The sequence below is a fragment of the Bosea beijingensis genome, from assembly GCF_030758975.1.
Classification (GTDB): domain Bacteria; phylum Pseudomonadota; class Alphaproteobacteria; order Rhizobiales; family Beijerinckiaceae; genus Allobosea; species Allobosea beijingensis.
Map to the genome: position 1 here is coordinate 1,732,535 of NZ_CP132359.1, position 24,684 is coordinate 1,757,218.

General features: G+C 66.4%; 24 protein-coding genes. 8 read left to right on the top strand and 16 right to left on the bottom strand.

The window, feature by feature from the left end:
• The first annotated feature begins 131 nt into the window (after nt 1-131).
• Both glmU and glmS read left to right on the top strand, forming a co-directional pair.
• A complete protein-coding gene (glmU, locus tag Q9235_RS08420) occupies nt 132-1,499 on the top strand; it encodes a bifunctional UDP-N-acetylglucosamine diphosphorylase/glucosamine-1-phosphate N-acetyltransferase GlmU (RefSeq protein WP_306228161.1) in 1,368 nt (455 codons plus the stop codon).
• Between the two features lie 120 nt (nt 1,500-1,619).
• A complete protein-coding gene (gene glmS / locus Q9235_RS08425) occupies nt 1,620-3,446 on the top strand; it encodes a glutamine--fructose-6-phosphate transaminase (isomerizing) (RefSeq protein ID WP_306226355.1) in 1,827 nt (608 codons plus the stop codon).
• Between the two features lie 7 nt (nt 3,447-3,453).
• Here the strand turns inward: glmS and Q9235_RS08430 are convergent, their stop codons facing one another.
• Nucleotides 3,454-3,840, bottom strand: a complete 387-nt coding sequence (locus Q9235_RS08430) for a YbaN family protein (protein ID WP_306226356.1) — start codon at nt 3,838-3,840, stop codon at nt 3,454-3,456.
• A 237-nt stretch (nt 3,841-4,077) separates the two neighbouring features.
• On the opposite strand from Q9235_RS08430, the gene Q9235_RS08435 reads away from it, so the two are divergent.
• Nucleotides 4,078-4,806, top strand: a complete 729-nt coding sequence (locus Q9235_RS08435) for a DUF502 domain-containing protein (protein WP_306226357.1) — start codon at nt 4,078-4,080, stop codon at nt 4,804-4,806.
• Here the strand turns inward: Q9235_RS08435 and Q9235_RS08440 are convergent.
• From Q9235_RS08440 to recG, 3 genes are all read right to left on the bottom strand, one after another.
• Nucleotides 4,796-5,191: a GyrI-like domain-containing protein gene (locus Q9235_RS08440; RefSeq protein WP_306226358.1), complete on the bottom strand. Its 396-nt coding sequence runs from the start codon at nt 5,189-5,191 to the stop codon at nt 4,796-4,798. The two genes, Q9235_RS08435 and Q9235_RS08440, sit on opposite strands and share 11 nt — an antisense overlap.
• A 26-nt stretch (nt 5,192-5,217) precedes the next feature.
• On the bottom strand, nt 5,218-5,628 hold the full coding sequence (locus tag Q9235_RS08445; RefSeq protein WP_306226359.1) for a helix-turn-helix transcriptional regulator: 411 nt from the start codon (nt 5,626-5,628) through the stop codon (nt 5,218-5,220).
• 125 nt (nt 5,629-5,753) lie between these two features.
• Nucleotides 5,754-7,853: an ATP-dependent DNA helicase RecG gene (recG, locus tag Q9235_RS08450; protein WP_306226362.1), complete on the bottom strand. Its 2,100-nt coding sequence runs from the start codon at nt 7,851-7,853 to the stop codon at nt 5,754-5,756.
• A 170-nt stretch (nt 7,854-8,023) separates the two neighbouring features.
• On the opposite strand from recG, the gene Q9235_RS08455 reads away from it, so the two are divergent.
• Nucleotides 8,024-8,320 (top strand): FAD assembly factor SdhE, encoded by a 297-nt coding sequence (locus Q9235_RS08455; RefSeq protein WP_306226363.1) that lies wholly within the window; start codon nt 8,024-8,026, stop codon nt 8,318-8,320.
• 179 nt (nt 8,321-8,499) lie between these two features.
• Entirely contained in the window at nt 8,500-12,048 is a 3,549-nt protein-coding gene (mfd, locus tag Q9235_RS08460) for a transcription-repair coupling factor (RefSeq protein WP_306226364.1), read from the top strand.
• 16 nt (nt 12,049-12,064) lie between these two features.
• On the opposite strand, the gene pcaG is transcribed toward mfd, so the two are convergent.
• The 10 genes from pcaG to Q9235_RS08510 all read right to left on the bottom strand — a co-directional run bounded on the left by pcaG (nt 12,065) and on the right by Q9235_RS08510 (nt 20,829).
• Entirely contained in the window at nt 12,065-12,781 is a 717-nt protein-coding gene (gene pcaG, locus Q9235_RS08465) for a protocatechuate 3,4-dioxygenase subunit alpha (RefSeq protein ID WP_306226365.1), read from the bottom strand.
• Nucleotides 12,765-13,484, bottom strand: coding sequence for a protocatechuate 3,4-dioxygenase subunit beta (gene pcaH, locus Q9235_RS08470; protein WP_306226366.1), 720 nt, complete (start codon nt 13,482-13,484; stop codon nt 12,765-12,767). Before pcaH ends, pcaG begins: the two co-directional genes overlap by 17 nt.
• Nucleotides 13,485-13,509: 25 nt before the next feature.
• Nucleotides 13,510-15,417 (bottom strand): bifunctional sugar phosphate isomerase/epimerase/4-hydroxyphenylpyruvate dioxygenase family protein, encoded by a 1,908-nt coding sequence (locus Q9235_RS08475; protein ID WP_306226368.1) that lies wholly within the window; start codon nt 15,415-15,417, stop codon nt 13,510-13,512.
• 14 nt (nt 15,418-15,431) lie between these two features.
• Complete coding sequence (locus tag Q9235_RS08480; protein WP_306226369.1) at nt 15,432-16,262, bottom strand: shikimate dehydrogenase family protein; 831 nt, start codon at nt 16,260-16,262, stop codon at nt 15,432-15,434.
• On the bottom strand, nt 16,259-17,323 hold the full coding sequence (locus Q9235_RS08485; protein ID WP_306226370.1) for a Gfo/Idh/MocA family protein: 1,065 nt from the start codon (nt 17,321-17,323) through the stop codon (nt 16,259-16,261). Before Q9235_RS08485 ends, Q9235_RS08480 begins: the two co-directional genes overlap by 4 nt.
• Nucleotides 17,324-17,334: 11 nt before the next feature.
• Nucleotides 17,335-17,784 carry a type II 3-dehydroquinate dehydratase gene (gene aroQ, locus Q9235_RS08490; RefSeq protein WP_306226372.1) on the bottom strand — a complete coding sequence of 150 codons (450 nt, stop codon included), beginning with the start codon at nt 17,782-17,784 and terminating at the stop codon, nt 17,335-17,337.
• Nucleotides 17,785-17,829: 45 nt separating this feature from the next.
• Complete coding sequence (locus Q9235_RS08495) at nt 17,830-18,561, bottom strand: amino acid ABC transporter ATP-binding protein (protein ID WP_306228163.1); 732 nt, start codon at nt 18,559-18,561, stop codon at nt 17,830-17,832.
• Between the two features lie 68 nt (nt 18,562-18,629).
• The gene (locus Q9235_RS08500) at nt 18,630-19,463 is read right to left on the bottom strand and encodes a transporter substrate-binding domain-containing protein (RefSeq protein WP_306226373.1); all 834 of its coding nucleotides are present in this window, start codon (nt 19,461-19,463) and stop codon (nt 18,630-18,632) included.
• 48 nt (nt 19,464-19,511) lie between these two features.
• Nucleotides 19,512-20,153, bottom strand: a complete 642-nt coding sequence (locus tag Q9235_RS08505; RefSeq protein WP_306226374.1) for an amino acid ABC transporter permease — start codon at nt 20,151-20,153, stop codon at nt 19,512-19,514.
• A gap of 7 nt (nt 20,154-20,160) precedes the next feature.
• On the bottom strand, nt 20,161-20,829 hold the full coding sequence (locus Q9235_RS08510; RefSeq protein WP_306226376.1) for an amino acid ABC transporter permease: 669 nt from the start codon (nt 20,827-20,829) through the stop codon (nt 20,161-20,163).
• 223 nt (nt 20,830-21,052) lie between these two features.
• Here Q9235_RS08510 and Q9235_RS08515 point away from each other — a divergent pair, with 223 nt between their 5' ends.
• Nucleotides 21,053-21,718: a TetR/AcrR family transcriptional regulator gene (locus tag Q9235_RS08515; protein WP_306226378.1), complete on the top strand. Its 666-nt coding sequence runs from the start codon at nt 21,053-21,055 to the stop codon at nt 21,716-21,718.
• A 33-nt stretch (nt 21,719-21,751) separates the two neighbouring features.
• Here the strand turns inward: Q9235_RS08515 and Q9235_RS08520 are convergent, their stop codons facing one another.
• Complete coding sequence (locus Q9235_RS08520; RefSeq protein ID WP_306226379.1) at nt 21,752-22,246, bottom strand: type II 3-dehydroquinate dehydratase; 495 nt, start codon at nt 22,244-22,246, stop codon at nt 21,752-21,754.
• Between the two features lie 184 nt (nt 22,247-22,430).
• Between Q9235_RS08520 and Q9235_RS08525 the strand changes: the two genes are divergently transcribed.
• Nucleotides 22,431-23,123 carry a GntR family transcriptional regulator gene (locus tag Q9235_RS08525; RefSeq protein WP_306226380.1) on the top strand — a complete coding sequence of 231 codons (693 nt, stop codon included), beginning with the start codon at nt 22,431-22,433 and terminating at the stop codon, nt 23,121-23,123.
• Between the two features lie 136 nt (nt 23,124-23,259).
• Entirely contained in the window at nt 23,260-24,042 is a 783-nt protein-coding gene (locus Q9235_RS08530; RefSeq protein WP_306226381.1) for a helix-turn-helix transcriptional regulator, read from the top strand.
• A gap of 6 nt (nt 24,043-24,048) precedes the next feature.
• Here Q9235_RS08530 and maiA read toward each other — a convergent pair whose 3' ends face one another.
• The gene (gene maiA / locus Q9235_RS08535) at nt 24,049-24,681 is read right to left on the bottom strand and encodes a maleylacetoacetate isomerase (protein ID WP_306226383.1); all 633 of its coding nucleotides are present in this window, start codon (nt 24,679-24,681) and stop codon (nt 24,049-24,051) included.
• Nucleotides 24,682-24,684 lie beyond the last annotated feature (3 nt).

Genomic DNA, 24,684 nt, shown 5'->3' on the forward strand with positions numbered 1-24,684 from the left:
ATTGAACTTTGGCAAAAGGCGAGCGGATCGGCTATCCACGGCGCCAGCAACGCCAGCATGCGTGAAGTCGACTCTGATGCGTGGGCGGTGGTTCAACCATGCCTGCAAGGGAAACGAGAAACATGACCGAAATGCAGCCGGCCCGATCCTGCCTCGCGATCGTCCTGGCCGCCGGAGAGGGCACCCGCATGAAATCGCGGGGACCGAAAGTGCTCCACGCCGTGGCCGGCCGGTCGCTGCTCGGGCATGCGCTCGCGGCGGTCTCGGAGGCCGGTGCGGATGCGGTCGCCGTCGTGATTTCCTCGGAGCGTCCGGAGGTCGGTGACGCCGCGCGCAAGCAGCTTCCGCATGCTGAGATCGCGATTCAGCACGAGCGCCGGGGCACTGCCCATGCGGCGCTCGCAGCGACAGCCGCCATCGCGGCCGGCCATGACGACGTCATCATCGCCTTCGGCGACACGCCGCTCGTGCGTCCGGAGACCTTCGCCGCCCTTCGCCGCGGCTTGAGCGAGGGCGCTGCCGTCGTCGCGCTCGGCTTCGAGGCCAAGGACCCGACTGGCTACGGACGCTTCGTCGAAAGGGACGGCCGTCTCGAGGCGATCGTCGAGCACAAGGATGCCACCCCGGAGCAGCGCGCGATCACGCTCTGCAATGCCGGGCTGATGGCGCTCTCCGGCGAGCATGCGCTCTCGATCCTGGAGGCGATCGGCAGCAACAACGCCCAGGGCGAATTCTATCTCACCGACGCGGTCGAGGTGGCGCGCAAGCGCGGGCTCGACGCCATCGCGCTGCGGGCGCCGGAGAGCGAGGTCCAGGGCGTCAACGACCGCACCCAGCTCGCCGCCGTGGAAGCGGATTTCCAGCGGCGCAAGCGGCTGGCCGTCATGCTCGGCGGCGCGACGCTGGTCGCGCCCGATACGGTCTTCTTCAGCTATGACACGCAGATCGGCTGCGATGTCGTGATCGAGCCGAACGTGGTCTTCGGGCCCGGCGTGCGCGTCGATGACGGAGCGGTGATCCACGCCTTCTCGCACCTCGAAGGCGCGACCGTCGGCGCTGACGCCAGCGTCGGCCCCTTTGGCCGCCTGCGCCCCGGCGCGAAGCTCGCCGAGAAGGCGAAGGTCGGCAATTTCGTCGAGGTGAAGGCGGCCGATATCGGCCCCGGCGCCAAGATCAACCACCTGACCTATATCGGCGATGCCTCGGTCGGCGCGGCCGCGAATATCGGCGCCGGCACGGTCACCTGCAACTATGACGGCTTCAACAAGGCGAAGACGACGATCGGCGCCCATGCCTTCGTCGGATCGAACTCGTCGCTGGTTGCGCCGGTGACGATCGGCGAGGGCGCCTATGTCGGCTCCGGCTCGGTCATCACCAGCGATGTCGCGCCGGACGCGCTCGCCATCGGCCGCGGCCGGCAGGTCGAGAAGGAAGGCTGGGCGCCGACCTTCCGCGCCGTCGCCGCGGCCAAGAAAGCCGCCAAGAAGGCGGCCGAATAGCCGGGAATCGCGGCGGATCGGGCAATCCGTCGTTCACAGTTCGTCATGTAGATTGATTGGGCACGCACGCCGATCGCGGCTATGCGCTTTGCCGACAGCAACGGCTTGAGGGGTATGCCCATGTGCGGCATCGTCGGGATTCTGGGCAAGGAAGCAGTCGCGACGCAAGTCGTCGAGGCGCTGCGGCGGCTTGAATATCGCGGATACGATTCCGCCGGCGTCGCGACCCTGGAAGCCGGAAAGCTCACTCGACGCCGCGCCGAGGGCAAGCTCAAGAATCTCGAGATCCGCCTGTCGAACGAGCCGCTCGAAGGCCTGGTCGGCATCGGCCACACCCGCTGGGCAACCCACGGCAAGCCCAACGAGACCAATGCCCATCCGCACGCGACGCCGAAGCTCGCGGTCGTGCATAACGGCATCATCGAGAATTTCCGCGACCTGCGCGCCGAGCTTCAGGCCGACGGTTACGTCTTCGAGACGGAGACTGATACCGAGATCGTCGCCCATCTCGTCACCCGCGAGCTCGACCGCGGCAAGTCCCCGACGGATGCGGTCGCCGCCAGCCTGCCGCGCCTGCACGGCGCTTTCGCGCTCGCTTTCCTGTTTCAGGGCGAGGAAGACCTGCTGATCGGCGCCCGCAAGGGCTCGCCCCTGGCAGTCGGCGTCGGCGAGGGCGAGATGTATCTCGGCTCGGACGCGCTGGCGCTCGCGCCCTTCACCAATCTCATCGCCTATCTGGAGGAGGGCGACTGGGTCGTGCTCCACCGCCGTGGCGCGACCTTCTACGACAAGACCAACAAGCAGGTGGAACGCCGCGCCCAGCGCGTCGCCGCCGGCGCCTTCCTGGTCGAGAAGGGCAATCACCGCCACTTCATGGCCAAGGAGATCTACGAGCAGCCCGAGGTCGTCGGCCACACGCTGACGCAGTATCTCGACATGGCCAATGGCAAGGTGCGCCTGCCCTTCGGTGAACAGATCGATTGGAAGGGCCTGTCGCGTCTGACAATCAGCGCCTGCGGCACCTCCTATTATGCCGGCCTCATCGCGAAATACTGGTTCGAGAAGCTGGCGCGCCTGCCGGTCGAGATCGATGTCGCCTCCGAGTTCCGCTATCGCGAGGCGCCGCTGCCGGACCAGGGCCTGGCGCTCTTCGTCTCGCAGTCCGGCGAAACCGCCGACACGCTGGCCGGGTTGCGCTATGCCCGCCAGAACGGGCAGGTCATCCTCTCGGTCGTCAACGTGCCGACCTCGACGATCGCCCGGGAGAGCGATGCCGTCGCGCAGACGCTCGCCGGCCCCGAGATCGGCGTCGCCTCGACCAAGGCCTTCGTCTGCCAGCTCGCGGTCTTCGCCTCGCTCGCACTCGCCGCGGCTCGCGCCCGCGGCACGCTCTCGGCGCAGGACGAGGCCAACCATGTGCAGCATCTGATCTCGCTGCCGGGGCTGATGGCCCGCGCGCTGCAGCTCGAACCGCAGATCGAGCAGCTCTCGCACAAGCTCTCGCGCGCCAAGGACGTGCTCTATCTCGGCCGTGGAACGAGCTTCCCGCTCGCGCTCGAAGGCGCGCTGAAGCTCAAGGAAATCAGCTACATCCATGCCGAAGGTTATCCGGCTGGCGAATTGAAGCACGGGCCGATCGCGCTGATCGACGAGGATATGCCGGTCATCGTGGTCGCGCCTTATGACGCACTGTTCGAGAAGACCGCCTCCAACATGCAGGAGGTCGCGGCGCGTGGCGGCCGGATCATCCTCGTCACCGATGCGAAGGGCGCCGCCGAATGCGGCATCGAGCCGGAGGCGACGATCATCATGCCCGACATGGACCCGACCTTCGCGCCGATCGTCTATGCCCTGCCGATCCAGATGATCGCCTATCAGACGGCGGTTTTCATGGGCAAGGACGTCGACCAGCCGCGCAATTTGGCAAAATCCGTCACGGTGGAGTGAGGGCGGCTCAGGCCTCGGGCCGGGTCGAGACGTAAAGAGCTGCACCGACCAGACACAGCGCCGCCGTCGCGAGAGCGACCGGCGGCGCGCTCGTTTGTGTCAGAAGGACAAAGCTCAGCGCCATCGAACCGCAGGCGAGAATTTTCGCGCGCCGGGCGATCGCGCCGGTCTTCCGCCAGCGCAGGACATGCGGCCCAAGCCGCGGATGGCCGATCAGCCAGGCCTCGAATCGCGGCGAGGACTGCGAGAAGCTCCAGGCCGCGGCGATCAGGAAGATCGTGCCGGGCATCAAGGGCAGGATCAGCCCGATGACCCCGAGCGCCGTGAACACCCAGCCCATAGCGAAGAGCAGCGGCCGCGACCATCGGCGTCGCGGCTGATCGGGCTCGGTCACGGCCTCATCCTTGCTTGCATCCGCCCCTGGATCATCGTCTCTGCGTCTTAACGCACGCGGCGGCGATGATCTATCCTATTGGTATCGCATCGAATTGTTCCGAAAAGTGGAATCCACTTTTCGGGCCGACGCTATAGGGGCTGGCGGATGGCGCCGCCTCGCTTATCGTGTCATATCGCGGCCTGCGCCGGCTGCTGCAAGCAAGCGGGACGTCGCGCCGGTGTTTTGGGAGAAACGATGACAGCCGGCCCGCCCGATCCGCGGCTCATCCTGCCCACGGAAATCCTGCGCCCGACCTGGGGTGCGCGTCTGCGCCGCTATTTCCTGACGGGATTGGTCATCGCCGCGCCGCTCGCGATCACGGCCTCGGTGACCTGGTGGTTCATCAATTTCATCGACGGGCTGGTGAAGCCGCTCATCCCGAATTCCTATCTGCCCGATTCCTATCTGCCTTATCCGATACCGGGATTCGGCCTCGTCATCGCGCTGGTCGGGCTGACGCTGCTCGGCTTCCTAACCGCCAATCTCGTCGGGCGCTCGCTCCTCAATGCGGGCGAGGCGATTCTCGACCGCATGCCGGTGGTGCGCAGCCTCTACAAGGGCGTGAAGCAGGTCTTCGAGACGATCTTCTCGCAGTCCGGCACCTCGTTCCGCACGGTCGGGATGGTGCAGTTCCCGCAGCCGGGCATGTGGTCGATCGTCTTCATCGCGCAGGAGGCGGCGCCCGAGATCGCCGGGCGCCTGCCGGCCGGCCAGGAACCGGGTGACGAGCAGATCGGCGTCTTCCTGCCCTGCACGCCGAACCCGACCACAGGCTTCTTCTTCTACCTGCCGCGGCGCGAGGTCGTCGAACTCTCGATCTCGGTCGAGGATGGCGCCAAGCTCATCATGTCGGCCGGGCTGATCCAGCCCGGCGAACAGAACGGCAAGCCGAAGCTCGACGGCAAGTCCCCGGTCAGCGCTTGAGCGGCACCCAGATATCGACGATGCCGTTGCCGGTCGCGCCGTCGAAGCGCTCGTCCATGCGCTCCAGCGTGACGCCCATCTCCGGCTCGCGCCCCGATTTCGGGAACCAGTCCTGCCAGATCGCCTTGTAGGTCTGGGCGATGCCGGTGATGTGGCCTGTATGCTCGAATACGGCATAGAGCTGCTCGGGCACGCTCAGTCGCGCGAACTCGTCGGTGAGGTCGCTGAAGGAGGAGACCTCGGCCCCGGCGATATAGTCGAAGGCGCCAGTGTCGTAGCAATTATAGCTCGCGCCATAGGCGACATAGCCGCGCTGGCCGGGGATATGCCCGAAATGCGGGACGATCTTCTGCCAGAGCAGCGGGATGCCTTGCGTCTTGTCCATCGAGAAATGGCCGCTGAACCCGGCGATCAGCTGGGCTTGCCGGTGACGATGCGGGGCTCGGCGATGGGGGCGGGGGTGATGTCATGCATGTTGAGAGGCTCCACGAGGGCGAGCGATGAGAGGTCGCGCCGGGCGCGCAGCTCTTCCGGCGTGATGCCGAACTGCTCGCGAAAGGCGCGGGTGAAGGCTTCGTGGGAGCCATAGCCCCAGTCGAGCGCGACCGAGAGGATGTCTGGCGCACCGTTCGCGAGCTGCCGCGCCGCCTCCGACAGCCGGCGCTCGCGCACATAGCGCATCACCGAGCGGCCGGTCGCCACGCCGAAGGCGCGGCTGAGATGGAAACGCGAGACGCCGCTGACCTCCGCGATCTCGTCGAGCGTCAGCTCGGCGGTGAAGCGGCTCTCGATGCACCAGATGGCTGCCTTGACCGGGTCCATGTTCTCTCCACGAAGTGGCGCGACATTGGACGAGCAGGCGAGGGCTCGCTTGATCGGGATTGCTCCTGGCAGCGTCAGGGCGTCATTGCTCGGCGCCGGGCGGCGAAGCGGTGACAGGAACCGGACTATCCCGCCCTGAGCAGCCGGATCGCGACGTCGCGCTCGAACAGGTAGAGCAGCACCCGGATCGCCTGGCCGCGCGGCGTCTCCAGATCCGGGTCGCGCTCGATCAGGAGCCGCGCATCGTCGCGCGCCGCCGCCACCAGGTCGCCGTCGATCTCGGGGCGGGCGATGCGCCAGTCCGGCGAGCCCGATTGCTTGGTGCCGAGCACCTCGCCTTCGCCGCGCAGGCGCAGATCCTCCTCGGCGATGCGGAAGCCATCCTCGGTCTCGCGCATGATGGTCAGCCGCGCCTCGGCGACCGGCCCGAGCGGCCCTTTGTAGAGCAGCAGGCAGGTCGAGGCGGCTTGCCCACGCCCGATGCGCCCGCGCAATTGATGAAGCTGGGCGAGGCCGAAGCGCTCGGCATGCTCGATCACCATGACGCTGGCATTGGGCACGTCGACGCCGACCTCGATCACGGTGGTCGAGACGAGAATGCGCGTCTCGCCGGCAACGAAGGCCGCCATGGCGGCGTCCTTGTCGCGGCCGGGCATCTGGCCGTGCAACAGCCCGACCTTGTCGCCGAAGATTTCGCGCAGGGCGTCATAACGCTCCTGCGCGGCGGCGACGTCGAGCGTGTCGGATTCCTGCACGAGCGGGCAGACCCAGTAGGCCTGCGCTCCGGTCTCGATCGCCCGGCCTATGGCGCCGACGACCTCGTCATAGCGTTCGGAGGAGATCGCGCGGGTGACGATCGGCTTCCGGCCCGCCGGTTTCTCGGAGAGGATCGAGATGTCCATGTCGCCGAACCACGTCAGCGAGAGCGTGCGCGGGATCGGCGTCGCGGTCATCACCAGCACGTCGACGGCTTCGCCCTTGGAGCCGAGCAGCAGGCGCTGGTGGACGCCGAAGCGATGCTGCTCGTCGACCACGGCGAGCGCGAGATCATGGAAGGCGACGCCATCCTGGAACAGCGCGTGTGTGCCGACGGCGATGTCGATCGAGCCGTCGGCCAGCCCGGCGAGTACCTGCTTGCGCCCGGCGCCTTTTTCGCGCCCGGTGAGCAAAGCGAGCTTCAGCCCGGCCTTCTCGGCCAACGGCGCCAGTCTCTCCGCGTGCTGGCGCGCGAGGATTTCCGTCGGTGCCATCAGGACCGATTGCCGTCCGGCCTCGGCGGCGGCGGCCATGGACATCAGCGCGACCACTGTCTTGCCGGAGCCGACATCGCCCTGGAGCAGGCGCAGCATCTTCTCCGGCTTGGCCATGTCGGAATGGATATCGGCGATGGCCTTGCGCTGGCCCTCGGTCAATTCGAAGGGCAGGGCGGATTGAATGCGGAAGCGTATGCCGCCATCGCCGGTGGTGGCGCGGCCGGCGATCTTCTTCTGCTGGCGGCGCACCAGCGCGAGCGCGATCTGGCTCGCCAGCAACTCGTCATAGCCGATGCGGCGGCGCGCGACCGTGTCGCCTTCGGCCGCCTTGCGGTCGACCGGGTGGTGCAGGGCCTCGATCGCTGCATGGAACGATGGGAAATCGCCCTTGGCGAGAAAGGCCGGGTCTTGCCATTCCGGCATCTCCGGGCAGCGCTCTGCCGCGGCCTGCGCGGTCCGCATCATCATGCGCTGGCCGATGCCCTCGGTCAGCGGATAGACCGGCTCGAAGGCCGGCAATGTTGCTGCGAGCTTGGGATCGAGGACGCGCTCGGGATGCACAATCTGGCGCATGCCCTCCCAGAGCTCGAGCTTGCCCGAGATCAGGCGATAGGCGCCGATGGGCAGGGTCTGTGCGAGATGCCGGGAATCGGCATGGAAGAAGACGAGCGTGACGTCGCCGGTCTCGTCCTCGACGATGATGCGATAGGGCGCCTTCTTGCCGGCCGGCGCCGGGCGATGCTCGCTGACGCGGGCGGTGAAGGTCGCGACATCGCCGATCGGCGTATCCGCGATCGAGGGGCTCGGCCGGCGGTCGACGGCGCCCGTCGGGAGCTGGAACATCAGGTCGATGACGCGCGCCGGCCGCATCTCGTCGCCGAGAAACTTGTCCAGCACCTTGCCGAGCTTGGGCCCGACGCCGGAGAGCGTCGTGACGGGAGCGAAGAGCGGATCGAGGATCGAAGGGCGCAAGACGTCTCGGCAATTGTCAGGAGCGCGAAGATCGCAGCCGCTTCGCCGCTGACTTCGCCGGGTTGCATCGCTATATAGCCTGCTCAGGCAGGCTCCGCGACGGGGCCGGCCCCGCACTCATTGCGCCATCCCCCAGGTTTTCGGACCTTACGTTTTCTTGCGAGGTTCCCATGTCCGGCTCGACCCGCTCCAGCGCCGATCTCGACCCGCGCCGCCGCAAGATCCTGTTCCGCGCCTGGCATCGTGGCATGCGCGAGATGGACCTGATCATGGGTCGCTTCGCAGATGACGCCATCGCCGGATTCAGCGACGCCGAACTCGACGAATTCGAGCGCCTGATCGAGGTGCTGGACCGGGACCTGCTGAGCTGGGTGACCGGGGAGGCTCCCGTGCCGGAAAACTACGACACGGACCTGTTCCGCAAGCTCAAGGCTTTTCACACCCACGACAAGCCGATTCATGTGTGAGGGCCTGTCCGGCTCCCACCGTTGTCATTCCGGGGCTTCGCGCAGCGAAGAACCCGGAACCCACGACCGGGCGATCCCCTTGCAACCGAATACCGCAGGCTCACCCAGTCGTGGGTTCCGGGTTCGCGCCTGCGGCACGCCCCGGAATGACAAGCGATAGCTCGAACTGAAGCGTACCGATGAGCATTCCTCCTCCCAGCCAGATCGCCAAACCGCAGCTCGACCGGCTGCTCGATGCACTGAACCGTGGCGACAAGCCGACGCTGGCCGGCGTGCCAGATGGCTTCGATGCCGTGGTTCTCGCCGACCTGACCCGCGCCCGCGCCAAGAAGGCCGAGGGGCCGGCACTGCTCGTCTTCATCGCGCGTGATGGCCAGCGCCTGCAGGTGCTTGACAACGCGCTGCAATTCGTCGCGCCCGATCTCGAGGTGATGAGCTTCCCGGCCTGGGACTGCCAGCCTTATGACCGCGTCTCGCCGGCGCCGGCCATCGTCGCGCACCGGATGACGACGCTGTCGCGCCTCGCCAAGACCAAGTCGGGTGACCGGCCGCGCCTGCTGCTCACCACCGTCAATGCCGCGCTCCAGCGCGTGCCGGCTTTCGGCAAGGTCGCGACGGAGAGTTTCTCGGCCGCGCCCGGCAACATGGTGGATACCGAAGAGCTGGCGCGCTGGCTCGACATCAACGGCTATCTGCGCACCTCGACCGTGCGCGAGACCGGCGAGTTCGCCGTGCGTGGCGGCATCGTCGACCTGTTCCCGCCGGGCATGCCGGCGCCGATCCGGCTCGATTTCTTCGGCGACACGCTGGAATCGATCCGCACCTTCGATCCGGAGACGCAGCGCACCACCGGGCAATTGCGCGGGCTCGATCTCGTGCCAATGTCCGAGGCGCAGATGACGAGCGAAAGCATCCGCCGCTTCCGCCAGTCCTATATCTCCACCTTCGGCACGCCCGGCCGCGACGACACGCTCTACGAAGCGGTCAGCGAGGGCCGCCGCCCGGCCGGCCTGGAGCACTGGCTTCCGCTGCTGGCGGAAAAGCTCGACACGCTCTTCACCTATCTGCCCGACGTGCCGCTGGTGCTCGACCATCAGGCCGAAGACGCGGTCGGCGAACGCATCAGCCTGATCAAGGATTATTACGACGCCCGCAAGGCCGCGCTGGAGCAGGGCGGGGGCGGCGGCATTCCCTACAAGCCGCTGCCGCCGGATGCGCTCTATCTCTCGCCGGCCGATTGGCGCGGGGTGATGGATATCTCCGGTGTCGCCAGCCTGACGCCGTTCCAACTGCCCGAGAGTGAGGGCAAGCTGATCCTCGATCTCGGCGGCAAGCAGGGCCGCAGCTTCGCGGCCGAGCGCACAGCCGATGCCGGCGGCGTCTTCGATGCCGCCGTGGCGCATGTGAAGACACTGGAAGCCGACGGCAAGCGCGTCATCCTCGCCGCCTGGTCGGAGGGTTCGCGCGAGCGTCTGGCGCATGTGCTAGCCGATCATGGCCTGAAGAGCACGCAATTGACGGGCTCGCTGCGGGCCGCCTTCGATCTCAAGCCCGGCACGATCGCGCTCGCGGTCTGGGGCTTCGAGACCGGCTTCGAGGCCGGGCGCCTCGCGGTCATCGGCGAGCAGGACATTCTGGGCGACCGCCTCGTCCGCCCGCGCCGGAAGACCAAGCGCCCGCAGGACTTCATCGCCGAGCTCTCCTCGCTCGCGCCGGGCGATCTCGTCGTCCATGTCGACCACGGCATCGGCCGCTTCATCGGCCTGCAGACCATCACGGCGGCCGGCGCGCCGCATGACTGCCTCGAAATCCATTATGCCGGCGATTCCAAGCTCTTCCTCCCCGTGGAGAATATCGAGCTTCTGTCGCGCTACGGCTCCGAGGACACGGAAGTCCAGCTCGACCGGCTCGGTGGCGGCGGCTGGCAGGCGCGCAAGGCCAAGCTCAAGCAGCGCATCCGCGAGATGGCCGGCAAGCTCATCCAGATCGCGGCCGCCCGCGCGCTCAAGGACGCACCGCGCCTCATTCCGCCGGCTGGCGTCTATGACGAGTTCTGTGCCCGTTTCCCCTATGAGGAGACCGAGGACCAGCAGAACACGATCGACGCGGTGCTGGACGATCTCGCCGCCGGTCGGCCGATGGATCGCCTCGTCTGCGGCGATGTCGGCTTCGGCAAGACGGAGGTCGCGCTGCGCGCCGCCTTTGCCGCCGCGCTCAACGGCAAGCAGGTCGCGGTCGTCGTGCCGACGACTCTGCTCGCCCGCCAGCATTACCGCAACTTCGCCGATCGCTTTGCCGGCTTGCCGGTCCATGTCGGGCAGGCCTCGCGCTTCGTCGGTTCGGCCGATCTCAAGGCGGTGAAGCAGGGCGCCCGCGACGGCACGATGGACATCGTCGTCGGCACCCATGCGCTGCTCGGCAAGGGCGTAGACTTCAAGGATCTCGGCCTCGTCATCGTCGACGAGGAGCAGCATTTCGGCGTCGCCCATAAGGAGAAGCTGAAGGAGCTGCGCGCCGAGGTGCATATGCTCACCCTCTCGGCGACGCCGATCCCGCGCACGCTCCAGCTCGCCATGACCGGCGTGCGCGAGCTCTCGATCATCGCGACCCCGCCCGTCGACCGCCTGGCAGTCCGCACCTTCGTCACGCCGTTCGACCCGCTGATCGTGCGCGAGGCGCTGCTGCGCGAGCGCTATCGCGGCGGGCGCAGCTTCTATGTCGTGCCGCGCATCGAGGACATCGCCGACGTCAAGGACTTCCTCGACAAGCAGGTGCCGGAATGCAAGGTCGGCATCGCCCATGGCCAGATGGCGGCGGGCACGCTGGAGGACGTGATGACGGCCTTCTACGAGGGCCAGTACGATATCCTGCTCTCGACCACGATCGTGGAATCGGGCCTCGACATCCCGACCGCGAACACGCTGATCGTCCATCGCGCCGACATGTTCGGCCTCGCCCAGCTCTATCAGCTCAGGGGCCGCGTCGGCCGCTCGAAGACGCGCGCCTATGCGCTCTTCACCGTGCCCGCCAACCGCAAGCTGACCGAGCAGGCCGACAAGCGGCTCAAGGTGCTGCAATCGCTCGACACGCTCGGCGCCGGCTTCCAGCTCGCCAGCCACGATCTCGACATCCGCGGTGCGGGCAACCTGCTCGGCGACGAGCAGTCCGGCCATATCAAGGAAGTCGGCTACGAACTCTACCAGCAGATGCTGGAGGAGGCTGTCGCGGCGCTCAAGGCCGGCATCGAGTTCGAGACCGAGACGCAATGGTCGCCGGCGATCCAGGTCGGCGCGCCGGTCATGATCCCCGAGCACTATGTCGCCGACCTGACGCTGAGGCTGACGCTCTACAAGCGCCTCTCGACCATGGACGACGATGCCGAATTGCAGTCCTTCGGCGCCGAGCTGGTCGACCGCTTCGGCCCGCTGCCGGAGGAGGTCAATCAGCTCCTGGAAATCGTCGCGATCAAGGCGCTCTGCAAGCGCGCCAATGTCGAGAAGGTCGAGGCCGGGCCGAAGGGCATCATCGTCGCCTTCCGCAACAACGAGTTCGCCAACCCGGAAGGGTTGGTCGGCTTCGTCGCCAAGCAGGGCACGCTGGCCAAGGTGCGCCCGGACATGCGCGTCGTCTTCATCGACGATTTCGACAATGTCGAGCAGCGACTGAAGGCGACGCGCCGGCTGCTGACCGATCTCGCGCGGATCGCGGAACGGAAGAAGGCGGCCTGAACGGCCGCCGTTCACCTTACATATCGAAGAAGACCGTCTCGTTCTCACCGGCGAGATTGATGTCGAGCCACCATACCCCATCCGGCTTGCGCTGGGCGACAAGGGTGTGGCGGCGCGGCTCGGGCACGAGTGCAAGGATAGGGTCGGTCTCGTTGCCCTCGCCGTCGGCGAAATAGAGCCGGGTCGGCAGGCGCTTCAGCAAGCCGCGGCCGAAGACCGATAGCGCGATGTGCGGCGCCTGCAGGCTGTTGCCGGGGCCGGGCACGCGTCCGGGGCGGATGGTGCGGAAGCGGTAGACGCCTGCCTTGTCGGTCGAGGCGCGGCCGAACCCGACGAAATGCCGGTCGAGCGCCACATCGGCGCGATCATCGTCCGGGCTGGCATAGCGGCCGTTCGCGTTCGCCTGCCAGATCTCGATCATCGCGTCCTCGATCGGCTTGCCGTCGGCATCGTAGACGCAGCCGGCGAGCGCGATGACCTCCCCTTCGGGCATACCCGAGACATTCGAGCCGGAGAGCAGGAAATGCTCGGGCGGCATCAGGTCGGGGCGGGCGCCCATCTCGGACACGGCCACGAGATCGGCGCCGCCCTTCCAGGGCAAGCCGTAATGGAAATAGGGGCCGACCGTCTGCCACGGCGTCTGGCCGAAGATCGACGGATCCTGGCTGTCCTGCCGCGGCGCGGCGTTGCGGCTTTCCAAGTCTCCGCTCGAAGAGTCAGTGGTCGTCGTCATGGTCGTCCTCGAACGGCGTCTGGTCGCGGCCCTTGAGCACGATGTCGAAGACATAGCCCAGCGCCCAGTTCGGCACGGTGGTGCCGATATCGAAGCGCGAGACCATGCGCTGGCGATAGGGCATCGGCACGGCATTCGCGATCGGGTCGATCTCGATCAGCGGGTCGTCGGGGAAATACATCTGCGTGACCAGACGCGTCGCGAAGGCCGGGCCGAGCAGCGAGAGATGGATATGGGCCGGGCGCCAGGCGTTCTTGTGGTTGCCCCAGGGATAGGCACCGGGCCGGATCGTGACATAGCGATAGCGGCCCTCATCGTCGGTGACGACGCGGCCGACGCCGGTGAAATTCGGATCGAGTGGCGCCGGCCAGTCGTCCTTGGCGTGGATATAGCGGCCGGCGGCATTGGCCTGCCAGATCTCGACGACGGTATTGGGCACGGGCCGCCCGTCCTCGTCGAGCACGCGGCCGGTGACGACGATGCGCTGGCCTTGCGGCTCGGCCTTGTGCTGGGCGGTGAGATCGGCCATCGCCAGCCCCATCAGGCGCGACCAGTCGGTCGGCCCGGTCACCTCGGTCAGGGTCTGCGGGATCGCGATCGGAGCCAGGCGCGGGCTGCGCGCCACGGTCGAGCGGTAATCCGGGGAAAGCGAGGCCGGCTGCCCGGCATCGAGCCCCGCATAGGGAAGGATCAGGCTGCTCATGCGGCTTATCTCTCCTTAGAGGCTCTCAACCATGGCTCGGCGCGGGCACGCTGATCGGGCGTGCGAGCCTGGATTGCGCGGTCAGGCGGATGCCGGCATTGGCCGCGCCATAGCCGGCATAGCCGTCGCGCTGGACGATCTCGAAGAACAGCCCGCCATCCAGCGTCTGGGTATAAGCTTGGCGGAAGGAGCCGCCGGCATCGCTGTCATGGAGGATGTTCAGCGCCTTCATCGCATCGATCTCCTCGCCCGTCAGGTCGGAGCGGGCTTCGAGGTCGTCATAATAGTTCTCGGGGATGGGTAGCATGGCGACGCCGTTGGCAGCCAGCCGCTTGACGGTCGCGGCGATGTCGTCTGTCGCGAAGGCGATATGCTGCACGCCCGAGCCGAAGAAGTCGGTGATGAAGCGTGCCGAAAGCGTGCGGTGGCTCTGCGAGCCGTTGAGGATGAGCCGGAGGCCATGACCGTTGCGGCCGTCGAGACCGCTCTCGATGACCTGGCTCTGGACTACGCCGCCGGGGTCGAGCACGGCCTGGCTCGGCGTCTTCCGCGTCTCGAACAGCGAGGAATAGAAGAGAAGCCAGGTCAGCATCTCCTCGTACTGCATGCTCTGCGAGACATGGTCGACGCCGGTGAGCCCGGCATTGTCCGAGGCCTCGCCGGTCGCCTCGAAATCGACTTCCGCCCAGCGGCCGAGCGAGGACGCCTGATCGAGGAAATAGAGCAGGCTGCCACCGAGGCCGCGCACGGCGGGTATGTCGAGTTCGTCCGGCCCGATCGCACCGGCATGAGGCACGTCGAGCAGCGCCTTGGCACGCGCGATCGCGGCCTGCGCGTCCGGCACGCGCAGGGCCAGCGCGCAGACCGAGGTGCCGTGGGTGATCTGATAGCTGTGCGCGAAACCGTCGGCCTCGCTGTTCAGGACGATGCGGATATCGCCCTGCCGCCAGAGATCGACATCCTTGGAGCGATGCGCGCCAGAACGCGCGAAGCCGAGCGCCCGCAGCAGGCGCTCGAAACCCGGTCGTTCAGCTTCCGACACCGTGAACTCGATGAACTCGACGGCCTCGACCGGGGCCGGTGGCGGCATCGGCACCGTGCCCGGCACCGGCTTGCCGACCTGCCGAGCGGTCTCGTCGAGCAGCCAGATCAGGGAGCGGTGGCCGTCGAGCGCGACGGAGCGGGCCGAGCCGGCGCGGAAGCGGTCGTTGAAGATCTCCAGCGAGAGCACGCCGTCATAGCCGGTCGCGGCCAGCGCGCGCATGAAGCCGGAGAGATTGAGATCGCCCTGTCCCGGCAGGCAGCGCCAATGCCGGCTCCAGGAGAGCGGGTCCATCTGCAGCAGCGGCGCGTCGGCCATCTGCACCATTTCGATCTTGTCGCGCGGAATCGTGCCGATAGCCGAAAGGTCGAGCCCGCGCGCCAGGATATGAAAGGAATCGAGGATGATTCCGACCTCTGGCCGATTGGCGCGGCGGACGATCTCCCAGGCGTCGCGATAGTCGAAGACATGCCGTCCCCAGGCCAGCGCCTCGTAGCCGACGCGCAGGCCGCGCCGTCCGGCCCGCTCGCCGAGTTCGGCGAAATCGGCGGCGAGCCTGTCGATGCCCGGGAGAGCTTCCGGCGAGACGCTGGAGCAGACGAAGAGCAGATCGGTGCCGAGTTCCTGCAGGAGATCGAACTTGCGCTCGGCCCGGTCGAAGACGCGCTGGCGGCGGCCATCCGGCATCCCCTCGAAATCGCGGAAAGGCTGGCAGGTCACGATGGTCAGGCCGAGATCGGCGCAGATGCGCCGGACTTCCGTGGGCGAGCCGGGGAAGGCGATCAGGTCGTTCTCGAAAATCTCGACGGCCTTGAAGCCGGCCGCCGCTATGGCCTCGAGCTTTTCCTGAAGCGTGCCGGAAACGCATACGGTGGCGATCGATGGAATCACGGGAGTGCCTCCTCTCAAGCCAGTTGCGCCACGGCGCGCAGATCCTCGGCCGTGGTCGTGGGCAGGCCGAAGAATTCCAGATAGGCGGGGATCTGCTCGAACAGCATGTCGGTGCCGACCTGCACGGCGCAGCCGCGTGCGCGGGCAGCGGCGAGGAAGGGCGTGATCTCCTGCGCCATCACGACCTCGCCGACGAAGGCGGAGGCAGGCAGGCGGGAGATGTCGACCGGCAGCGGGTCGCCCGGTTTCATGCCGAGCGGGGTCGCGTTGACGACGAGATCGAAACCATTGGGGTCGTTCGAGCCGGTTGCGACGCGGAGGGCTGGGTAGTGCGCGACGAGCCGCTGACCGAGTTCCTCGGCTGCGGATGCCTGTCTGTCGAACAGGCCGAGCTCCGCCACGCCGGCCTTGGCCAGCGAAGCGGCGATCGCCGAGCCGACGCCACCGGCACCGACAACGAGCGCGCGGGCGCCTTCAAGCTTGTGCCCCTTGCGCAGCACGCCGCGCACGAAACCCTCGCCGTCGAACATGTCGCCAGCGAGCCGGCCATCCGCTTCGAGGCGCACGGCATTGCACGCACCGGCGATCGCGGCCGTCGGCGAGAGCACATCGACGAGGCCGGTCGTGGCGACCTTGTGCGGCATCGTCACCAGCGCGCCGTGGGCGTTGGACAGGCGGAAGAACAGCTTCAGGAAATCGGGATAGTCCTCGCTGCGGCAGCCCATCGGCACGACGACGGCATCGATCCTTTCGCGCTGGAAATAGGGATTGTAGATCATCGGCGCCTTGAAGCTCTCGGTGGGGTAACCGAGATGGCCGATCAATCGCGTCGTGCCCTTGATCATCCGCCGGCCCTCGCGGAGGCAGGCTCAGGAGCGATCTCGACCGGCGCGCCGCTGCGCGCCGCCCGTTTCACCGCCTCGATGACGGCGAGCGTCGCCAGGCCTTCGCGACCGGAGACGAGCGGCGCTTCCTCGCCACGGATCACCGCGCAGAAATGCCGGACCTGCGCCTGCAACGGGTCCTCGGGGACGAAGGGAATGCGCTCGCGCCGTAGCGGCTCCCACCAGCCGCGCTTGTCGGCATGGCTCCAGAGTTCAACGGACGGGATCGTCAGCGATCCATGCGTGCCGCCGATCTGGTAGCAGGACTGATCCTGCTGTGGGTAGGCGGGGTTCTCGCCGGTGGTCAGCTCCCAGCTCCAGGGCGAGACGACCGTATCGGAGGCACTGACCGTGCCGAGCGCGCCATTGGCGAAGCGCAGGATGGCGACCGCAGTCTCCTCGGCCGGATGGCCGCGCACAGCGTTGGAGCTCAGCGCCTGAACCCCGGCGATCTCGCCGCATAGATAGCGGAACAGGTCGATATCGTGGATCAGGTTGATCAGGACCGGGCCGGCGCCCTCCTGCCGGCGCCAGTCGACGTCGAAATACTCATCGGGCTTCACCAGCCAGAACTGGCCGTTGAGCGTCAGAATGCGGCCGAGCCTCCCGGCATCGATCGCCTCGCGCGCCTTCCGGATCATCGGATTGTGGCGGCGGTGATGGCCGACCAGCAGCGGCACATTGGCGGCCTCGGCGGCATTAACCAGCTTGCGAGCGCTCTCGACGCTGTCAGCCAGCGGCTTCTCGACCAGCGTCGGGATTCCGGCCGCGACCAGCTCCAGCCCGTTGGCGACGTGAAGCTGGTTCGGCGTCGCGACGATGACGCCATCCGGCTTCTCCGAGGCGGGGAGGGCGTCAAAACCCGGATACCACGCGACGCCGATCTCCTCCGCGAAAGCCTTTCCGGCGGGCGCGGGATCGATGATCGCTGACAGGACGGCGCTGGGCTCGGCCCTGACATGGGCGGCATGGCGCTTGCCGATCAAGCCCGCGCCCATCACCGCGATCTTCACCGGAGCCATCGCAGCAATCCTCACGCGGCCTGATCGTCGATCAGCTTGGCGATGCGCCGCAAGCCGAGCTGGTAGCCTTGCGTGCCGAAGCCGGCGATGACGCCGTCGGAACGCATGGAAACATACGAATGGTGCCGGAAGGCCTCGCGCTTATGCACCTGCGAGATATGGCACTCGATCACCGGCCCCTCGAAGGTGTTGAGCGCGTCGAGCAGCGCGACCGAAGTATGCGTGAAGGCGGCGGGGTTGATGACGATGCCGACGCCGTCCTCGCGCGCCTCGTGAATCCAGTCGATCAATTCGTATTCGCGGTTGGACTGGTGGAAGCGCAGTTCGAGCTTCAGCTCCTCGGCGAGCTTGCGGCAGTCGCGCTCGACATCGGCGAGGGTCTCGTGCCCGTAAATATGTGGCTGGCGCTTGCCGAGCAGGTTCAGGTTCGGGCCGTTCAGGACATAGACGAGGCGTGACATCGGTCGCATTCCGTTGAGGCGCCCGGCCGAGCCGGACGCAAGGCTTCAGTGCTTGCTGAGGATTTCGCCGAGGAACTTGCGCGTCCGCTCGTGGCGCGGGTTGTGGAAGAACTCCTCCGGCGGCGCTTCCTCGACGATGGCGCCGGAGGCCATGAAGATGACGCGGTTCGCCACTTGCCGGGCGAAGCCCATCTCATGGGTGACGCAGATCATGGTCATGCCCTCCTCGGCGAGGCCGATCATGGTGTCGAGCACCTCCTTGACCATCTCGGGGTCGAGCGCGGAGGTCGGCTCGTCGAACAGCATGACCTTTGGCTTCATGCAGAGCGCCCTGGCAATGGCGACGCGCTGCTGCTGGCCGCCGGAGAGCTGGGCCGGATATTTCTCCGCCTGTTCCAGGATCTTGACCCGGCCAAGGAACTTGCGGGCGGTTTCCTCCGCCTCCGCCTTGCTGGCGCCGAGCGAGCGCATCGGCGCCAGCATGCAATTCTCAAGCACGCTCATATGCGGGAACAGGTTGAAATGCTGGAAGACCATGCCGACCTCGCGGCGCACCGCGTCGATGGTCTTCGCATCGTCGCCGAGTCTGGTGCCGCCGACTTTGATCTCGCCCTTCTGATAGGTCTCCAGATGGTTGATGCAGCGGATCAGCGTCGACTTGCCGGAGCCCGACGGCCCGCAAAGAACGATACGCTCGCCCTTACGGACCGAAAGGTTGATGTCGGTCAGGGCCTTGAACTCGCCATACCATTTCTCGACATGCGTCATGGCGATCATGGATTCCGCTGGAGCGGCGCTCTGGACGGCTGGCTGGTTCATGGCCCTGATCCCGTTTTCCTGAGCGCTCAGCTCGCGGTGAAGGTGATGCCTTCGAGGCTGTCCGGGAACTTGTGTACCGGCACCTTCATCCACTTGTCGTAGACCTTCTGCAGCTCGCCATTGGCCTTGATCTTGTCGATGAAGGTGTTGATCGCGGCGTTGATCTCCTTCTCACCGAGACGGGTGCAGGCGCCATTGTAGAGGTTCTGGAATTCGAGCTTGTTCTCGAACTCGCCGGGGCGGGCCTGCTCGATGCGCTGCATGTAGAAGATGTTGCCGCCGATCGCCTGGACCTGGCCGGAGACCAGCGCCTGGATCGAGGGCGCATCGCCGTCATAGCGGCGGATCGTGGTGCTGGCCGGCGCGTTCTTGGTCACCTGCGTGTCCTGCGCCGCGCCCTTGGCGACGCCGATCGTGTAGCGGCCCATGTCCTCGTTGGTGGTGATCTTGTCCTTCTTCGGGCCGATGAACACGATGGTGTTGGCGACATAGGGCTTGGAGAACTGCACGGCCTTGGCGCGCTCCGGCAGCATCGCCATGGTCGCGAACAGCACGTCGACGCGGCCTGTGGTCAGAGCCGGGATGCGGTTATTGACCTCGAGCGGCACGAACTCGACCTGCACGCCGAGCTCCTTGGCGAACAGCGTCGCGATATCGGCGTCGAGGCCGTCCTGCTTGCCCGCGCTGGTGACGAAGCCCCACGGCGGGTTGTCGCCCTGGATGCCGACGACGATCTTGCCCTTGGCCTTGATCTCGGCCGGAGTGACCGCGAGGGCAGGGGTGCCGAGCACGGCCGGCATCGCCAAGGCGGCGGCTCCGGTGATGAGAACGCTGCGGCGGGTGGTCTTGGACTGCGTCATGTTTCTCTCCCTCTTGTGTTTGGTTGGTTCAGGCGGTGAACGGGGTGGTCAGCGCGCGGCGATGGCCATGCGGCGCTCCAGATGCGAGCCGTAAAGCGAGAGCGGCCAGCACAGCAGGAAGTAGAGGATCCCGACGATTCCGAAGACGAGGAGCGGCTGGAAGATCTGGTTCGAGACGATGTTCCCCGCCCGCGTCAGCTCGGTGAAGCCGACGATGGCAGCCAGCGAGGTGCCCTTGATGAGCTGGACGAGGAACCCGATCGTCGCCGGCAGCGAGATGCGGATCGCCTGCGGCAGGATGACGTCGCGCATCCGCGAGGCATAGGACAGGCTCAGCGCCTTGGCGGCCTCGGTCTGGCCCTTCGGCACGGCCTCGATCGAGCCGCGCCAGATCTCGCCGAGATAGGCGCTAGCATGCAGCGTGAAGCCGATCGCGACCGCGACCCAGGCATCGAGCTTCAGCCCGACCAGCGCCAGACCGTAATAGACCACGAAGAGCTGCATCAGCAGCGGCGTGCCCTGGAAGACGGCGATATAGCCGGAGGTGATCCGCTCCATCAGTGGCCGGCCGGAGACGCGCATCAGCGCGATCGCGAGCCCGAACACGCCGCCGCCGATGAAGCCGACCAGCGAGAGCAGCACGGTCCATTTCAGACCGGTGAGCAGGAAGAGGAATTCGTTCGATCCCATCGCGCCCTCACTTCACCGGATAGCTGAAGTAGCGGGTCGAGATCGCGTCGAAGAAGCGCATCATCACCCAGGAGATCACAAGGTAGAACAGCGTGATCGTGCCGTAGACCTCGAAGGAGCGGAAACTGTCGGACTCGATCCGCTGCGCCACCGAGGTCAGCTCATAGGCCGAGATCGCCGAGGCGATGGAGGTCGTCAGCGTCAGCAGCACGAACTGGCTGGTCAGCGAGGGGAAGATCGCCCGGAGCGCCGGCTTCAGCACGATCAGCCGGAAGACCTGAGCCTTGTGCAATCCGAGCGCGAGGCCCGCCTCGATCTGGCCCTTGCCGATCGATTGCACGCCGCCGCGGATGATCTCGATCGCATAGGCGCCGCCATTGATGCCCAGCGCGATGATCGCGGTCGGCGTCGGGTCGAGCTTCACGCCGATCAGCGGCAGAGCGAAATAAATGAAGAAGATCTGGACCAGGAAGGGCGTGTTGCGGATCAGCTCGACGAAGGCCTTCACCAGCCAGCGCAACGGCGCGATCCTCGAGTCGCGCAGGATCACGCCGCCGATGCCGATGACGATGGCCAGCGCCATACCGCACAAGGCGAGCAGGAAGGTGCCGAGGCAGCCCATCAGCAGGGCGGGCAGCCCATCGATCACTGGCGTGAAATCGAGCTTGTAGTTCATGGCGCTCCCTGGCGGCCGACCTTCTCGAAGGGGTCGATCCGGCTTCCGTCTGCAGTCGCGGCACCTCTCGTCGGATGCCTTGGTCTTCAGGCTTGCCGGCTTGCGCTATGCCGGCGACATGTTAAATGTACTATCTAGTTCATTTGGTCAAGCGCAATGTACCGCCTTGTCCATTTCGATGCGGTCGTCCTAGTTTCCGGGCTGGTTCTCTCGCGGGTGAAGCATGAACAAGGCAGCGTCGGTGCCGAAGGCAACGGGCCGAAAGCCGGCGTCCTGGACGCAGGACCCGGAGGGCGTGCGTCGCAACATCCTGGCTGTGGCAAAGGAGGAATTCGTCGAGAACGGCCTGAGCGGCGCGCGCGTCGACGAGATCGCGGCACGGACCGCGACCAGCAAGCGGATGATTTATTATTATTACGGGGACAAGGAGGGGCTTTACCGCGCCGTCCTCGAGGAGATGTACGAGCGGATCCGCAGCTTCGAGCGCAGCCTCGACCTCGCCAGCCTGCCGCCAGTGGAGGCGATGACGCTGCTGGCCGGCTTCACCTTCGACTATCATGCCGAGAACCCGGATTTCGTGCGGCTCGTCATGGTCGAGAACATCCACCATGCCCGCCATCTCGCGACCTCGGACCGGATCGCGACGCTCAATCTCTCGGCCATCGACATGATCCGCGAGGCCTATGAGCGCGGCGTCGCGGCAGGGCTGTTCCGGCCGGGCATCGAGGCGCTCGACATCCACCTGACGATCAGCGCGCTCGCCTTCTACAACGTCTCCAACCGCGCCAGCATCCGCCAGGTCTTCGGCCACGACATGGGCGCGCCCCAAGCGCTGGTCCGTCGCCGGGCAGCCGCGATCGATACCGTGCTGCGCATGCTGCGCCCCTGAAGTCCGACGAGGCAGGGCAGGCGGAGGCACCGTTCAGCCCCGCGCCGCGACGAGGCCGGTCATCGCCTGGATGGCGAGTTCGTAGCCGGCGGCACCCATACCGATGATGATGCCGGTCGCGGTCCGCGAGACCAGCGAGTTGTGATAGATGCTCTCGCGCGCATGCACATTCGAGATGTGCAACTCGATCTTCGGCCCGTCGAACATCTTGAGCGCATCGAGCAGCGCGATCGAGGTGAAGGTGTAGCCGGCCGGGTTGATGATGATCCCGCAGGCCTCAAGCCGCGCCTGATGCACGCTCTCGACCAGCTCGCCCTCGAAATTGGTCTGGCGGAAATCGACCGAAAACCCGAGCAAATCCGCCTTCGCCCCGCAGCGTTCCTTGATCTCGGCCAGCGTGGTCGAGCCGTAGATATGCGGCTCGCGCTGTCCGAGCAGGTTCAGGTTCGGGCCGTTCAGGATGTAGAGGCGGCGCGATGCGGCCGCGCCTCCCGCTGGCGCGCGGGCAGGCCCTTCCTTGTCCGACATGACGTTCTCCCAGGGCGAGGTTCTCGTGGCCTCGCTCGCATTTCATGGAGAGAACGTGATACAGGATGAAATAGAGATCAACTGATAATTTATAGATCATCAGTTGATTTAGGTTGGAATGATCGTTTGGCTTGCAGTCGGTCTCAGCGGCTGGCAGGAACGGGGCGAGGCGGAACGGAGCACCATGACGGACGCGGCATTCGAGATCGGCGGCGAAGACATCCCGGCGCTCTCCACCGGCGAGCAGGCCTATGAGCGCATCCGGCACGATATCGTGTTCGGCGTGCTTCAGCCGGGCCAGCGCCTGCCGCTCGATCGCTTGAAGTCGGTCTATGGCGTCGGCATCAGCACCTTGCGCGAGATCCTGAACCGGTTGGCGCCGCAAGGCCTCGTGGTCGCGGAAGGGCAGCGCGGCTTCCAGGTCGCGCCCTGTTCGGCAACGGATCTGAAGGAACTCGCGGATCTGCGCCTGCTGATCGAGAGCAACGCGCTGGCGCAATCCTTCGAGGCCGGCGATGTCGAATGGGAAGGGCGCGTCGTCGCCGCCCATCACAAGCTCGCCCGGATGGAGCAGCGCCTGCTCGCCGGCGACGAGTCCGGCACGCCGGCCTGGAAGCGCTACGATTTCGAGTTCCATCAGGCGCTGGTCTCGGCCTGCGGCTCGAAGGCGCTGCTCGACCTCCATGCCGGCATCTATGACCGCTATCTGCGCTACCAGATGGTGTTCTTCATCTTCTGGGGACCGACCTCGACCGAGGACCACAAGGCGCTGCTCGACTGCGCGCTCAATCGCGACGCCGCAGAGGCGCAACGCCTGCTGCACGGCCATATCCATGGCTGCATCGACATGGCGCTGGAGCGTGGCCTCGTCGACTGAAAGCCCCGGCCGAACCCCGCCGTGCCTCATCCGAAAGTTTGCATGCGAAGTTGGATACTGTTAACGCTATGAGCCTGAAACGGCCTCCGCCGCCGGCTGTTCGCCGGGTCGAAAGAGGGGCCGGCGGGAGGTTTGAATGCAGCTTGTGGCCATCCAGCAGGCCTTGGCGGCGCGCAGTATCCTGGCGACCATGCCGCGCGTGATCGAAAGCGTCGGCCGCTCCGATTTTTCCAGCGGCCTGTTCGATATCGCCCGTCGTTTCACCGGCACCGAGATCGTCACCGCCTTCGTCGCGGCCCCCGATGGCGAGGTCCACACGCTACTGGCCGAGAACCATTACAATTCCGGGCAGCCCGCGCTCGACATCGCCCGCCGCTACGTCTCCCGGCACTGGCGCGCCGATCCGGCCAATGCGATCGCGCTCGACGACGGCGACGAGGCCGATTGCTGGGGCCTGCGGATGAAGGCCGGCGACATCGAGAGCTCGGCCTATCGCAGTGAATGCTATCTCTCGGTCGGGCTGTCGGAGCGCTTCTCGCTGCTGCAGCGCCGCGAGGCCGGCACGATGCGGCTCAGCATCTATCGCCGCCGCAAGGAGAGCTTCAGCGAGGCGGAGATCGACAATCTGGTCGAGAGCGCGCCGCTATTGATGGCGGCGCTCTGGCGGCATTACGAGGTGACGAAACCGGCGGGCGGCCGTGGCGTCGCGAAGGATTTCCACACTCGGTTGGAGACGACCGCGCCCGGCCTGTCGAAGCGCGAACGCGATGTCTGCGCTCTCGTTGCCGCCGGCCTGACCTCCGAGGGCATCGCGCTGGAACTCGGCGTCGGCATCAACACCGTGCTGACCTATCGCAAGCGCGCCTATGCAAGGCTCGGCATCTCCTCGCAGAACGAGTTGATGCGCATCCTGATGTGAGCCAGCTCAGACGGCGTCCGGCTGCTGGTCGGGCATTGCCGCGATGAAGGCGGTCAGGGTGGCGCAATGCGCGTCGATCGCGACGAGCTTCGGATAAGGCGCAAGGTCGATCCCGTAGCGTCGGGCGCTGCCGATCTGCGGCACAAGGCAGATATCCGCCAAGGTCGGCGCATCCCCGAAACAGAACGGGCCGGGCTGGTCCCGGATCAGCTTTTCGCAGGCGCCAAGCCCCTCGCTCATCGCAGCCGCGAGCCAATCCTGCACGTCCGCCTCCGAAAAGCCCTTGCCGCGCAAGCGCTTCTGGATCTTCGGGTTCTGGAAGGGGTGGGTCTCGCAGGCGATGACCAGCGCAAAAGCCTCGACGCGGGCGCGCAACGCGTTATCCACGGGGAAGAGCGGCGGCTGCGGCACCTCGCGGTCGAGCCAACCGATGATCGCCAGCGATTGCGTCAGCACCGTGCCGTCGTCGAGTTCAAGCGCCGGGATCAGTTTCTGCGGATTGATCGCGGCATAGGCCGGCTCGTTCTGGGCACCGTCGCGCAGGTTGTGGATCACGCTCTGTGGTGCCACGCCCTTGAGGTTGAAGGCAATCCGCGTCCGCCAGGCGGCCGAGGAGCGGAAATAGCCGTGCAGGATCATATC

Excerpts from the sequence above, each read along its gene's own strand:
- glmU (WP_306228161.1), top strand. The coding sequence starts at position 132 with ATGCAGCCGGCCCGATCCTGCCTCGCGATCGTCCTGGCCGCCGGAGAG.
- glmS (WP_306226355.1), top strand. The coding sequence starts at position 1,620 with ATGTGCGGCATCGTCGGGATTCTGGGCAAGGAAGCAGTCGCGACGCAA.
- Q9235_RS08435 (WP_306226357.1), top strand. The coding sequence starts at position 4,078 with ATGACAGCCGGCCCGCCCGATCCGCGGCTCATCCTGCCCACGGAAATC.
- Q9235_RS08440 (WP_306226358.1), bottom strand. The coding sequence starts at position 5,191 with ATGGACAAGACGCAAGGCATCCCGCTGCTCTGGCAGAAGATCGTCCCG.
- Q9235_RS08445 (WP_306226359.1), bottom strand. The coding sequence starts at position 5,628 with ATGGACCCGGTCAAGGCAGCCATCTGGTGCATCGAGAGCCGCTTCACC.
- Q9235_RS08455 (WP_306226363.1), top strand. The coding sequence starts at position 8,024 with ATGTCCGGCTCGACCCGCTCCAGCGCCGATCTCGACCCGCGCCGCCGC.
- mfd (WP_306226364.1), top strand. The coding sequence starts at position 8,500 with ATGAGCATTCCTCCTCCCAGCCAGATCGCCAAACCGCAGCTCGACCGG.
- pcaG (WP_306226365.1), bottom strand. The coding sequence starts at position 12,781 with ATGACGACGACCACTGACTCTTCGAGCGGAGACTTGGAAAGCCGCAAC.
- pcaH (WP_306226366.1), bottom strand. The coding sequence starts at position 13,484 with ATGAGCAGCCTGATCCTTCCCTATGCGGGGCTCGATGCCGGGCAGCCG.
- Q9235_RS08480 (WP_306226369.1), bottom strand. The coding sequence starts at position 16,262 with ATGATCAAGGGCACGACGCGATTGATCGGCCATCTCGGTTACCCCACC.
- Q9235_RS08485 (WP_306226370.1), bottom strand. The coding sequence starts at position 17,323 with ATGGCTCCGGTGAAGATCGCGGTGATGGGCGCGGGCTTGATCGGCAAG.
- aroQ (WP_306226372.1), bottom strand. The coding sequence starts at position 17,784 with ATGTCACGCCTCGTCTATGTCCTGAACGGCCCGAACCTGAACCTGCTC.
- Q9235_RS08495 (WP_306228163.1), bottom strand. The coding sequence starts at position 18,561 with ATGATCGCCATGACGCATGTCGAGAAATGGTATGGCGAGTTCAAGGCC.
- Q9235_RS08500 (WP_306226373.1), bottom strand. The coding sequence starts at position 19,463 with ATGACGCAGTCCAAGACCACCCGCCGCAGCGTTCTCATCACCGGAGCC.
- Q9235_RS08505 (WP_306226374.1), bottom strand. The coding sequence starts at position 20,153 with ATGGGATCGAACGAATTCCTCTTCCTGCTCACCGGTCTGAAATGGACC.
- Q9235_RS08510 (WP_306226376.1), bottom strand. The coding sequence starts at position 20,829 with ATGAACTACAAGCTCGATTTCACGCCAGTGATCGATGGGCTGCCCGCC.
- Q9235_RS08515 (WP_306226378.1), top strand. The coding sequence starts at position 21,053 with ATGAACAAGGCAGCGTCGGTGCCGAAGGCAACGGGCCGAAAGCCGGCG.
- Q9235_RS08520 (WP_306226379.1), bottom strand. The coding sequence starts at position 22,246 with ATGTCGGACAAGGAAGGGCCTGCCCGCGCGCCAGCGGGAGGCGCGGCC.
- Q9235_RS08525 (WP_306226380.1), top strand. The coding sequence starts at position 22,431 with ATGACGGACGCGGCATTCGAGATCGGCGGCGAAGACATCCCGGCGCTC.
- Q9235_RS08530 (WP_306226381.1), top strand. The coding sequence starts at position 23,260 with ATGCAGCTTGTGGCCATCCAGCAGGCCTTGGCGGCGCGCAGTATCCTG.
- maiA (WP_306226383.1), bottom strand. The coding sequence starts at position 24,681 with ATGATCCTGCACGGCTATTTCCGCTCCTCGGCCGCCTGGCGGACGCGG.